Source organism: Trinickia sp., assembly GCF_036503415.1.
Taxonomy (GTDB): domain Bacteria; phylum Pseudomonadota; class Gammaproteobacteria; order Burkholderiales; family Burkholderiaceae; genus Trinickia.
The window spans coordinates 13,895-25,997 of the sequence record NZ_DASXWY010000226.1; the positions used below are offsets into that span (position 1 = coordinate 13,895).

Here is a 12,103-nt window from a genome sequence, read left to right on the forward strand (position 1 = left end):
TTCTCAAAGCAAAATGGCGCAGTACCGCGGACGCCGTCGCGCTCAACGAGCGCGACGAAGAAGCGGCATTACTGTCGCGAGGGGCGGTCAGCGGATCTCCTTGCGCGCCATCGGTAGCGCGTTCGGCAGGCGCCTGAGAAATGTCCTGCCGCGAAGTTCTCGTTACCATTCACAAGCTCCATTTCCTAATCGCGGAACAATGAACGAGCCTCGCGGTATGGCTCGATTCCAGTAACGAAACTGCGAGGAATGCAGCGAATGGATTCGAACGCATGCCGCCGAATTCGCGCACTGCCCACGGGCCTGTTCACGGGCCCTAAGTCTCCCTTGCCGACTCCTCGTCTTCGACGATCGGCTCCATCGGTCTGCGTGCGCGTCGCGCAACCGCGGGCAGCGTATTGGAGGTCCGCACCGGTCCCGCGGGCCGCGTCCAGTTCGGTGCGCGCAGATGGTCGAGGGCGGGATTGTCGAGAATCTCCTGTTCCCGATCCGCGCAAAAGCGCGAGAGCGCATTCGCAAACTGTTGCGGATCGACGTGATAGCCCAATCCAGGCGGGCCACTCGTTTCGGGCCGGCTCGCGCGGTAGCCATCCGTATCGGTGAGACCGAGCTTGAGTTGGACGAGCCCCGGGTAACGATAGCCGCCCGGCCCCTTCATGATTCCCATCAGCCCGCGCCGGGGATCGTTCGCGTAATCGAGCGTGATCGCCACGCCGCGCGGCTGCGCATAGTCGACTTCGAGCGTGCCGCCCTTCGTTGCACGGCGAGCCTGGTTATTGTTCAGCAGTTGCGGGTCCATCAGGATCATCGAAGGCTGCTTCGGCAGCAGAACCCGGCTTTCGACGGACGCGAGAAACGTTTGTGCCATCGCACCGCCCATCGAATGCCCGCCAACGAAGTCGAGCTGCACATGGTCCGGGTGCGACAGGATCTTCGCGAACAGTTCGCCCGCTCGCTTGGCCGCGCGGTCGACTTCCCCGATCCGGCCGAATGCACTACCGATGTCCTGCTTGAAGTCCCGCATGTTTTGCGTACCGCCGAAGAAAACGCGCAGACGCAACGGCTCCAGAAGTCCCCCACCCGGTCCGCGCTCCGCGGCGACTCGCAAATGGGCGATGTCCATTACGCTCCTGAGCTCGGCGCGCTCTTCCCGCGATAGGGGGGCGTTCAGCGCATCATGATCGAGTGCGGCGTTATCGTAGTCGGCGAGAAATCGTTCGATGTCCGCCCTGAATCGCGCGAATGTCGCGCGGACCGCCGCCTTTTTCTGCATGTACTTGCCAGGGTCCGACGACAGCTTGCCGAAACCGAGTGCCTCCGATAGGGCCTCGACATCACGATGGCTGAGCTCATCGAACGCTCGCTTCGGATCGTTGACGAAGCTGAGCTTCGGACCGGACTTCAGAGAGTTGATCGCTGGCCTCTTCGCGTTTGGCGAAGCCGCCATCTTGAGCTCGGGCTGGATACGAAGCTCTTCCTCCGGAGCCACCCGTGCGCTTGGGCGCAACGTGCCGGCTAACGCCGGCTTGCGGTCGCGCAGATCGCCCAGAAACGGCGTTTCGCGTGCGCCCAGCTCGAGAACCGCCTTGGCCCCGGCCGCCGTTTTCGGGATGACTTCCGCCGTGCCGCCCAAGCGCGCTGTCAGAAGCTGCGCGAACGTGCGATTCGACCTGTTGCGAACATTGATGTCCGGATCGTGTTCGAGTAGAGCGAGCACTGTGGGGCGCGTACCCGACTGCGCAAGCCGCATGATGGCCGTATTGCCGTTCTCGTCGCGGGCGTCGATAGGCGTGCCGGCACGCAGCAGCAGATGGACGACGTCGGGCGAGCGCGCATCGAACAACGCCGTCGCACCACGATTATTCGTTGCACTCGGATCCGCGCCAGCGGCAAGCAACTGCGACACGATTTCCGTGCCGCGCCCGGCGGCCAGATGCAGTGGCGTGTTACCCAGCTCGTCGCGCACATTCGGGTCCGCGCCGTGGTCGATCAACGTTTTCGCAAACTCGACGTTGCCGCCCGTCAGTGCATTCATCAACAGCGTGGCACCGCTGTGATCAGGTGCATCCACGAGCTCGGGCGAGCGCGCGAGGATCTCGTTCATCCGCGCGGAAGGGAAGTCGACGTCCCACGCCATGTCGAGCAGTGCTTCGCGATCCTCGTCGATTGGTTGGGAATCGGCCCGGTGATGGCCGCTACTGCCTTCCGTGCGCACACTGTGCGTGTCGCGGCCCGGCGACGCATCGATTCGAGCCGACGACAAGCGCGACCGATCGCTCAGCGAGACACGCGGCGACTCGGCTCTGCTGGACGGCGGTGTCCAGACCGCCGCCGCGCGGATTGCCGCGACCGCCTCCCGGAGTTCTTCGTCGTCGGACGACGAACTCGGCGGGGGGCGATGCGATGAAGACGGAATCGCATCCGGCATCACCCGCCGCGCGTTCTGCCGCTTCAGTGCACCGAGTGCCGGCGCGACAGTCATTTTGCGGCTCGAGCCCGCGCGTTCCTGCGTTGCGTGTTGGGACTCGCCCGTACGGGAGGGCACGGTCGACGTGCCGAGCCAGGCGCGAAGGCTGGAAATCGGATTCTTCATCGGCAAGACACCTGACTTGACACATGGACGCAGCGTGAGCGCTTCGTCGCATTGTGTCGGTGCCTGCGCGATTCATATCGCATGGCGCGGCGAAAACACTCGCCCGTCGGCGAATCGATCCGCGCGCCCCTTCCATGTCAGCCGTCGAAAAACCCGGGTTTATCCCTTCGTTTATTCTTCGTTCGAATAGGGAATCGAATTGCCTTCTATACTCAGATCGAAATTGCAAGCCACGATTGCCCTCACCGGCTCGGACGAACTGAGATTGACGGGTTGGTGCGGCACCCCACCGGGTATATAGACAAAATCGCCGGGCCGATTCAGCATCGATTTGTTCATACGGCGGCCATACCGATGCTCGACGTTGCCGCCCAGCACATAGAGGATCGTCTCGGTTCCTTCGGGGTGCGCGTGAGCAGGAATGTTCTCGCCAGGCTGAATGACCGCCATGTACATGAACAATGCACCCGGGCGCTTCATGTGTCCCACGGCCGCATGGTACGAGAACGCCGCTTGCGGGCCTCCCGCACTTTCGCCTGCCCCAGTCGATAGCAGCACGATGTCGTCGTCGTCCATCCGGGTGCTCCATTCTGGCTTCGTCGGTGTTGCCGCAACAGCTTTCGCCGGCAGCTTCGCTCCGAAACGCTACCCGGTTGTTTGGGACACCGAAGCAATGAAGCGAAGAAACGCAACGCGACGCGAAGCAAAGCGAAGCGACGTCAGCCACGCGATGACAGGCCTCGCCCCTATCGAATGAAGGGTTCATGACACAATCGGTTCCTCGCCCACCTGCCCGTGGCCGAGCGCCTACGCCCCCCACCGAAAGCACACTTGCCGATGAATGCACCGCGATCTTCACTGAGCCGCCCCCGCATACCCCGCACCGTCTGGGCGCTCGGATTCGTCAGCCTGTTCATGGACCTGTCGTCGGAATTGATCCACGCCTTGTTGCCGATCTTTCTGGTATCGACGATGGGCATGAGCGTGGTTGCCCTCGGTGCGCTCGAGGGCGCCGCGGAAGCAACGACGATGATCGTCAAGGTGTTTTCCGGGCCATTGAGCGACTGGCTGGGAAAACGCAAAGGCTTGCTGCTGGTGGGTTATGGACTCGCCGCGTTGACCAAGCCGCTTTTCCCGCTGGCAACCACGCCATTCGTCGTTGCGATCGCGCGTCTCGTCGATCGGCTGGGCAAAGGCATACGCGGTGCCCCTCGCGACGCGCTGGTGGCCGATGTGGCGCCACCCGATATTCGCGGCGCCTGCTTCGGGCTGCGCCAATCGATGGACACGGTTGGCGCGGTTGCGGGCCCGTTGCTGGCCATGGCATTGATGTTCGCCTTCGATGACCGTATTCGCACCGTGCTGTGGTTCGCCGTTGCTCCCGCCTTCATTTGTGTGGGACTGCTGTTCTTCGGCGTCGAAGAACCCGAGCTCCCGGCCGGCGCCCGGACGTTTCGCTCGCCGCTCGAGTGGCGTGCTGTGCGGGGGTTCCCGGGCCGCTATTGGTTCGTCGTCGTCGTTGGCGCGGCATTCACGCTCGCGCGGTTCAGCGAGGCATTTCTCGTCCTGCGCGCACAACAGGCAGGCTTCGATCTCGCCTGGGTGCCTGCGGTGATGGCGGTCATGAGCCTGACCTATGCACTGTCGGCCTACCCTGTGGGCAAGCTTTCGGACCGGCTCGACCGCCGCGTCCTCCTGGCTGCCGGCCTTGCGTTGCTGATGGGCGCGGACCTGACACTGGGCCACGCAGCGTCCGCACCGTTCGTCTTTGCCGGTGTGGCGCTATGGGGGCTGCATATGGGTTTTACCCAAGGCATTTTCGCCGCGATGGTAGCCGACGCATCGCCGGCCGCGCTACGGGGCACGGCGTTCGGCATCTTCAATCTGGTCAGCGGCGCATCGATGCTGCTCTCGAGCATACTGGCCGGCTGGCTTTGGGAACGATACGGCGCGCCCGCTACGTTTTGGGCAAGCGCCGCGCTTGCCGCGGCGCCGCTCGCGATGTGCGCTTTCGCACCCGCCGCGCACGCCGGGGAACCTCGCGCTTGAGACAGCTCAGACAGCTCAACGAGCGCGCAGCGGTTCGAGAAGATCCATCGAGGCGGCCACGTCCGCCGTGCTAGACCGCGATCACGCAATTGCGGCCGTGATCCTTTGCGCGACTCAACCGCTCGTCCGCGGCACGCATGAGCGCCTCGCTCGTCGTGCCGTCGTGCGGGAACTGGGCAATGCCAATGCTGACCGTGACGGAAAAGCGATCGTTGCCGCTTACGAACGGCGTTGCCTGCACCGCCGCGCGAATTCGCTCGCCGGCCATCAGCGCGGTATCGAGCGCGCCGCGCGGAATCAGCACCATGAACTCCTCGCCGGCGACGCGGGCGACGCCTTCGAATGGACGGATCGCATCGAGACAGATGTCGACCACGTTACGCAGCACCTGATCGCCCATATCCCGGCCGAACCGATCGTTGATGCGTCGAAAATTGTCGAGGTCGAGCGCCAGCAACGAAAACGGCGCGCTGCCCAGCTTGGCCCGTTCTATTTCCCGTTCGATCCGATTGATGAACGCCTTGCGGTTGACGGCACCGGTGAGCGGATCCGCCACGGCGAGTTGCTCCAGCTTCACGTTACTGCGCTGCAGCTCGCGCAGCGCAGTTTCCGTTCGCGCCATCGACTCTTGCAAACGCGCCATCAATTCCTCGCGACTGTAGATGGCGGAAAACGAGCCGGCCGCATGGAATGCCTGAACGATTCCATAGCTGAGCAGAAAGAAACCGCCGGCGAAGATTGCATGGGCAAGCCACCACATGTGATTCCAGGGCTTGCCAAGCAGGAATGCCAGCGACGACAACGCGAAAGCCATCACCGAGATTCCAAATATCTGCATCAGCGGCGAGCGGATTCTCCGGGCAAGAAGACAGCCGACGTTCACGAGCGATACGAGCATCGCGCCGCCTTCGAGGATGAGCCGGGTCGCAAGCGTACCGGCGAACGGCGTATTGGCGAGCACCGCAACGAGCAAATCGACGACGACGAAGCCCACGAGCCATGCGGCCCAGAACATGCGGTCATGCCGTCGCGCGGCCGGATCGGGCTCGGAGTCCGCACGGTACGAAAGCAAGCCGATAAACAACAGAACCGCCATCACGAGCCGTGAAACCGGGCCATACAACAGGAACAGCCACATGTCGTGGTGTGCGAGCGGAGTGAATGCGCCATGCGGCGCGTAGACGATGACAAACCCCGCAAAACCCAGTGTCAACCAGCGCAAGATCGGATCGCCCGAGCGCCGGTAACACTGCCATGTCACGTAGCAGACGAAAATCCCTTCCAACGTGGCGAGTGCAATCGCAATCTCGTGGAACGTGTGGTCTTCGAATAAAAGCCGGGGATCCTGAAAAAAATGCAGGTAGGCAATCAAATAAGCCGGTAACAAGGCGAATGCAATCACCAGGAAACCGGCGTACCAACGTGTGACGCCACGGACGATCTGCTCGGGTGCGTCGCGTTCTTTCGTGAGCCCTGTCGTTTCGCTCATGGTATTGGCCCGCTCTCTCGTTGTCTCTCAGTCGGCAATGGACGCCGCCACGACGGCCTCGCAGCGGCGCTTTTGCATTCTACGGAAGATTGCGGTCCCTATGGTCGATTATTCGGTTTCGCGTCGCCGCATTCTTTCAATCGGCATTCCGCAAACGTTTGAAAACCGGTTCCGCGATATTCGAACCCTTCTGTCTGAATGCGCCTCGGGATGCGCGTCAGCGTGAATCGGGTGCGATGGATACGATCGACGGCATATTTCCGTTCTCGCCAGGGCGCAATCGGACACGCCAGCGGGAACTGCCGTTATAAGGCATCCGAGCGAATGCGCTTTGCACGAGGTACGTGATGGCCGAAGGCGATTCGGCCTCGCCATCGCGGCTCGATGCGCTGACCTTATAGACTTCCCGGCCGGACGCACGATCGAAAAAGCGCAACGTCAACGAGTGGACGAAGCGTTCGCGGCCGGGCCATCGAAACGACCATGCGGGCTGCCGCGGCTCGCACGGCGCTTGCGCCGCGCAGGCGTCATCGACTATCGACACGGACTGAGCATGCGTGTCATAGGCAAACGAAACGCGCAAACGCGCGCGAGCCTCGGGCGCCGCATCGAAGCCGTGCGTCGCAAGCGCATCGGCAATGGCCGACTCGTACCGAGCGGCATCCGCGCTGGCCGGCGTCACGGGCGAATCGGCAAGCACATAAGTGCGCGGCCCCGCGTCCAGGGCCGACGCGTCGGGTAACGACGCCCTCACATCCGATTCGATGCCGGCACACCCCGCCAGCATCGCCACGGCAAACCCCATTGCGAACCATCCCGCTTTCAAAATTCAATCTCCTCTTTTCTCTTGGCGCTACCGTCAGCGTCCCTGTGCATCCGCCGACCGCTATTCGGCAGCCGGCTCGTCCGCTGCCGGCAGCCATATCGTGACGGTCGTGCCGCGTCCCGGCTCGCTTTCGACGCGTACCTCGCCGCCATGCCGCATCACCACCGTCTTGATGAACGCCATGCCGAGCCCCGCTCCACCGGAGGCCGGCTGCCCCGGTGCCTGGAACCGCCGAAACGGTTCGAACAAATGACGCTGCATCGCCAATGGGATGCCATAGCCCTCATCGGCGACCGTGCATTGGACGCGGTGCGGCGGCGCCGCGGCCACGGATACCTTGACCACTGTATCGTTCGGGCTGTACTTGATCGCGTTGTTGATGACGTTTGCGATAGCACGCGTCATGAGCGATCGATCGGCCGCTACCCAGTATTCCCTGTCGCCGAGATTCATATCGACGCCTATGCTCTTGGTGCGCGCCTGCGGCCACAACTCGTCGCCGGCGTCGGCGACGATATCGGCGAGATTCGTCGGCTCGAGTGAATAGGTCTGCGATTCGGCACGCGCGAGCTGAACGAAATCGTCCGCGAGTTTCAGTGCGCGGTGCGCGTGTCGTTCGATGCGTTCCAGCAACATGCGCGTACGCTCCGAGTCGCTGCTCGTGCGCTCGAGCTCGACGAGCGCGAGGATCGATGCATGCCGCGAGCGCATATCGTGCGACAACAGGCGCAGCGCATCTTCGCGCCCCCGCTCTGCCGCGTGAAGCGCCGTCACTTCGACGAGCCCCGCCACCCAGCTGCCCGACTCTTCGCCTTGCTCGCTTCTGCAACGGGCGTAACGCAGCAGATAGTCGTGCCCGGACGGATCGCGCACCTCCAGTCCACGCTTCACGATACCGACGCGAGGCCCTCTCGGATCCAGCACTGCCGGCCAACGCGCGCGCAGTTCGGCCTCTTCTTCGAGCCCCGCTCCGATCGCCTTGATCAGCGTGAATTCGCCGAGTACATCGGTAAGCGGACGGCCCCGCGGGTCAGGGCTGGCAATACGTACGAAATGCGAGCGCGCGGCCTTGTTGGAAAGTACGACGATGCCCTGTCTATCCGCTACGATCACGGGTTCGGGCACGCTGTTCAGACTGTCCCACACGAAACGCTTCATATCTTGCAGGCGGTGCGCGGCACGCTCGACGAGCGCGATCTGGCGCTCGAGCACATCGCCGCCGAAGCGTTGCGACGGCGCCGGTGACTCAGGTAACAGGTGCGGTTCGGCGTCGAGCTGCCTGAGTTCGCGGCGCAAGCGGGACATCGTCATTTCGAGCCGGCGCCAGCTCCACAACGGGTAGAGCACGCTCAATCCGAGCAAGGCGGGCACGGGCGGAATCCAGACGCGCGCCCCATGCAGCAGCAGCGCGCTCATCGCGAGCGATGCTGCGCCCAGCGCGAGGGTCAATACGAGCGAGCGCCATGGCGAAAGCACGAACACGCCCGCGAGCAGCACCACCAAAGGAATCAGCGAGGCCGCCACGACCCAGCCGGCCGTCACGGGCGAGATGATGCGGTCCGACAGCAATGCGTCCAGCACTTCAGCGTGGACTTCGACATCGGACAACGTGCCGATCCTCCCCGAAACGGGCGTCGCGTAGTTGCCCGACAGGCCCTCCGCGGTCACGCCGACAAAAACGATCTTTCCGCGCAAGGCCCCGGGGGCCACGGCACCGCTCAACAGCTTGGCTGCCGAGATACGTAGACGTGCGGACGCGTTCGAACCGAACGGGATCAATACGGGGTGCGTCGGCAGCATGCCCCCGGCAGCGTCGCGCGCAATGTAGCGTCCGTGCGCCAGCGGAAGTTTGCCGCTTCGAATGGCGTCGTAGACGAGCATATCGATATACGGCCAGCGCGACGCATCCCCGCCCTCGTCCGGATCGATCGAGCGGACAACGCTGTCGGGATCGGCGTCCAGGTCGATATGCCCCATTCCCGCCGCTGCCCGCGCGATCGGCCCGACGGGCACGACGGCGATGTCCGACGCGCGGTCTTCCGCGTGGGCGAGCAACACCGGAAGATACGTCGGCACGGCACGGATGGCATCGGCCAGGACCTGGTCGTTCGGCGTCGGCTCCGTGAGCAGCACGTCGTAGACCACAGCCGCCGCGCCGCTTTTTCCCACGGCGTCGAGAACGCGCGCTTGCAGGTCGCGCGGCCACGGCCAGCGCCCGAATTTGGCAATGCTTTCGTCGTCCATTTCCACGATCGCGATGTCGGGCACCACGGGGCGTGAAGAAAACGACAGCATGTGGTCGTACACCATGCGATCGAGCCCGGCCGTCGCCTGCCTCATGACGGCCAGCACGACGATCAGGATCGTGAAAAAGCCTATCGCCAACCACTCGATCAGATAACGTTTCGCCTCCGGGCCCCATCGGCGAGAGGATTCATCATTGCTCGAGCTCGCCGGGGATCCGCGCACCGAGTCATGGCTCATTTGAGAACTCGTTCACTTGGCGAGCGTAAATGAACGCACGCGCGATGCCGTCTCGTAGAATTGGCCGTTCTCGAATTGTTCAGCTACGACGGTCCAGTAATAAACGCCCTCGCGCAGCCCCGCGACGACGATGTGGTCCGTCGATATGTCGACTTCGTCGACCAGCGGCTCGCGCAGATCTTCGTCGCGCGACAAGATGAAACGATATCGCGTTGGCACGCCAGTGCGGCTCGCGAACCAGCGAAAAGTGTATTCGCGCGAGCCCGGCGAACGCATCGCCGAGGCAGCGAGCTGCATACGGCGGCGCTCGAGTGCGTACACGCGCGCCATTCCCTCCAGGCCCGCGTCATCGATGGCGGAAACGCGCACGAAATAGTTGCCGTCCGGTAGTTCGCCCAGGCTCGCATGCGGTGCTTCGCCGCGTGCTTCGATCCGTGTCTCCTTCAGCCGGTCCAACATGCCGGCGTCCCGTGCGATCTCGACCCGGTATTGGCGCGCCCCCTCGAGCGCCGCGAGTTCGAAGTCCACTTCCGCGCCGTCCTGTATGCGCCCCGGATGCACGAGCTCGGGCGCGGGCAACAGCGCGACCGGTGTTCCTACTGCGCGCCCCGAGCGGGTCAGGCTGCCGAAGCCGGCCGGCACCAGTTGGGCGCCCGCGGACGGCACGCCCAGCGTGCCATCGCCTTGCGACGAGTTAGCGGGTGCTGCAGCCGCAGCCGCGGCGACCGCAACGGCGCCGTCGAGCACTTCGACCGCCGACGTCTGCTCACCGCCGTTCACCCGAAAGTGGGTTCCGCGCACGCCCGCCACAATCGGCGCCGCGCGTATCTCGAACCGGTCGCGCGGCTTCTTCGCGTGCGTCACTTCGCTTTCGACTTCGCCGCGCCGCAACTCGAGGCGGCGTTCGCTCGCCTCGCCGAGCAGCGTGCGAGTCAATGTTGCGAGCGTCACCACCGTTTCGTGGGCAAGACTGACATGGGAGCCGTCGTCGAACTCGATCGTCGCAAACCCGGTTTTACCGGTCGCGATCGAATCGCCCTCGCTCAGCGAGACGCCGGGCACGAGCGGCAACGGCGGGGCGTTGCCGATTGCGTAAGTCGCATTTCCGCTCGTGGCAACGACACGCGCAGCGAGCGGCTCGCGCCGCAACAACGCGACGGGAAGGCGCAGCGTGGTGCCAGGCTTCAGTTGCCGGGGAGCCGGCACCCGATTGATGCGCGCAATTACGCGCCAATCATCGATTTCTTGCAGGTACCTTTGCGCAACGGTATATAGCGTATCGCCGCGCTGCGCCGCATAAGAAATCATCGCCGATTGATTTGCTGGCGCTTGCGCGAAAACGTCGGGCGGCACACATGAAAGGCACGCGAATAAGACCGTCAACGCCATCGTGCGAGCTGCAAACGGCTCGATTGAATGGGCCGCCGGCCAGTATTTTACGCGACGCAGATATTGACGAGGTTGCGGTGGCATCAGACGGAAAAAGTAGGAGTCTCCAGATATTACGCAGACCTATTCATTTTTTCAACGATTTGCGTGTTACAAGCCAATCCATTAGCCCCATTTGGGGCACGGGTAATCCCGTCCATCGTCGATTTTCCGATCGATCGCGACTGCTCGCATCGACTACAAACGTTTGCCTCCCATGCCACGAACTCTTAACAATTGTTAACTGCGATCCATTTTGCGCTTGAGCGCGGCGGAGCGTAGTGCTCGTCGTGGCATCCGGCGCTAAAATGCGCGAGCCCTGCAAAAGGACATTTCGACGAGAACCCGTTGGCCCGATCACCGGGAGTGGACAGTGAAGATTGCCTATCTGGAAGACGATGAAAGCCAGATTGAACGTGTTAGCGAGATTTTGTCTGACAAAGGCCATGAATGCCGGATATTCGTCGATGGAAGCCAGCTGATTCGCCAACTGAAGCGCGAAACCTTCGACATGCTGCTGCTCGATTGGCAGGTGCCGGGAGTAACGGGACATCAGGTTTTGCAATGGGCACGCTCCAACCTGACAGAGCGCGTGCCGGTGATATTCATGACGAGCCGCTCGGAGGAACGCGACATCGTGTCGGCACTGGGCGCGGGCGCCGACGATTACATCATCAAGCCCATCCGCGAGGGCGAATTCATCGCGCGCATCGACGCGCTTGCGCGCCGCACGCGCCCCAATACGGCATCGACGCCCGCACCGATCGAAGTCGGCCGTTATCGGATCGATGCGGCGACCCGGACGTGTTTTCTCGCAGGCGTGCCGATCGAACTGACGAGCCGTGAGTTCGACCTCGCACTGCTCATGTTTCAGTACATCGGACGCATCCTGTCGCGGGAACATATCGGCGGCGTAGTCTGGGGGCAGCCCCCCGATGCCATATCGCGCACGCTGGACACCCACATGTCCAGAGTTCGTTCGAAACTCCAGCTCCGCCCCGAAAATGGGTTCCGACTCACCCCCGTTTATGGGCATGGCTATCGGCTCGACATCGTGGCGCCGCTGACAGGCGACAAGCCCGCCGAGTAGGGCCGGTCCTCAACCCCTGCGGCAATCCCGTATCAACTTTTGCGGCGTCGCGCCGTTATTGGAGATAGTCGCGCCCGTTTGGCACCGGGTCGACGGTTTTCCGGGGGATTGTCGATCAAATGGTGGATGCCACAACCGGTCCGC

At 63.2% G+C, this 12,103-nt stretch carries 8 protein-coding genes; 2 read left to right on the forward strand and 6 right to left on the reverse strand.

Features of this window, described 5'->3' with window-relative positions; all coding sequences use genetic code 11:
* Positions 1–316: 316 nt before the first annotated feature.
* Positions 317–2,593: an ankyrin repeat domain-containing protein gene (locus VGL01_RS25900; protein WP_331574533.1), complete on the reverse strand. Its 2,277-nt coding sequence runs from the start codon at positions 2,591–2,593 to the stop codon at positions 317–319.
* A 171-nt stretch (positions 2,594–2,764) separates the two neighbouring features.
* Entirely contained in the window at positions 2,765–3,169 is a 405-nt protein-coding gene (locus VGL01_RS25905) for a cupin domain-containing protein (RefSeq protein ID WP_331574535.1), read from the reverse strand.
* 261 nt (positions 3,170–3,430) lie between these two features.
* Between VGL01_RS25905 and VGL01_RS25910 the strand changes: the two genes are divergently transcribed.
* Positions 3,431–4,642 carry an MFS transporter gene (locus VGL01_RS25910; RefSeq protein WP_331574537.1) on the forward strand — a complete coding sequence of 404 codons (1,212 nt, stop codon included), beginning with the start codon at positions 3,431–3,433 and terminating at the stop codon, positions 4,640–4,642.
* Between the two features lie 70 nt (positions 4,643–4,712).
* Here VGL01_RS25910 and VGL01_RS25915 read toward each other — a convergent pair whose 3' ends face one another.
* The 4 genes from VGL01_RS25915 to VGL01_RS25930 all read right to left on the reverse strand — a co-directional run bounded on the left by VGL01_RS25915 (position 4,713) and on the right by VGL01_RS25930 (position 10,749).
* A complete protein-coding gene (locus tag VGL01_RS25915; RefSeq protein ID WP_331574539.1) occupies positions 4,713–6,131 on the reverse strand; it encodes a GGDEF domain-containing protein in 1,419 nt (472 codons plus the stop codon).
* A 217-nt stretch (positions 6,132–6,348) separates the two neighbouring features.
* On the reverse strand, positions 6,349–6,957 hold the full coding sequence (locus tag VGL01_RS25920) for a DUF4136 domain-containing protein (protein ID WP_331574541.1): 609 nt from the start codon (positions 6,955–6,957) through the stop codon (positions 6,349–6,351).
* 60 nt (positions 6,958–7,017) lie between these two features.
* Complete coding sequence (locus VGL01_RS25925; protein WP_331574543.1) at positions 7,018–9,441, reverse strand: CHASE2 domain-containing protein; 2,424 nt, start codon at positions 9,439–9,441, stop codon at positions 7,018–7,020.
* A 12-nt stretch (positions 9,442–9,453) separates the two neighbouring features.
* Positions 9,454–10,749, reverse strand: coding sequence for a FecR family protein (locus tag VGL01_RS25930; protein WP_331574545.1), 1,296 nt, complete (start codon positions 10,747–10,749; stop codon positions 9,454–9,456).
* A 493-nt stretch (positions 10,750–11,242) separates the two neighbouring features.
* On the opposite strand from VGL01_RS25930, the gene VGL01_RS25935 reads away from it, so the two are divergent.
* Entirely contained in the window at positions 11,243–11,959 is a 717-nt protein-coding gene (locus tag VGL01_RS25935; RefSeq protein WP_331574547.1) for a response regulator transcription factor, read from the forward strand.
* Positions 11,960–12,103: the final 144 nt, after the last annotated feature.

Coding starts and splice junctions, on each gene's coding strand:
- VGL01_RS25930 (WP_331574545.1), bottom strand. CDS start 10,749: ATGATTTCTTATGCGGCGCAGCGCGGCGATACGCTATATACCGTTGCG.
- VGL01_RS25915 (WP_331574539.1), bottom strand. CDS start 6,131: ATGAGCGAAACGACAGGGCTCACGAAAGAACGCGACGCACCCGAGCAG.
- VGL01_RS25905 (WP_331574535.1), bottom strand. CDS start 3,169: ATGGACGACGACGACATCGTGCTGCTATCGACTGGGGCAGGCGAAAGT.
- VGL01_RS25925 (WP_331574543.1), bottom strand. CDS start 9,441: ATGAGCCATGACTCGGTGCGCGGATCCCCGGCGAGCTCGAGCAATGAT.
- VGL01_RS25910 (WP_331574537.1), top strand. CDS start 3,431: ATGAATGCACCGCGATCTTCACTGAGCCGCCCCCGCATACCCCGCACC.
- VGL01_RS25900 (WP_331574533.1), bottom strand. CDS start 2,593: ATGAAGAATCCGATTTCCAGCCTTCGCGCCTGGCTCGGCACGTCGACC.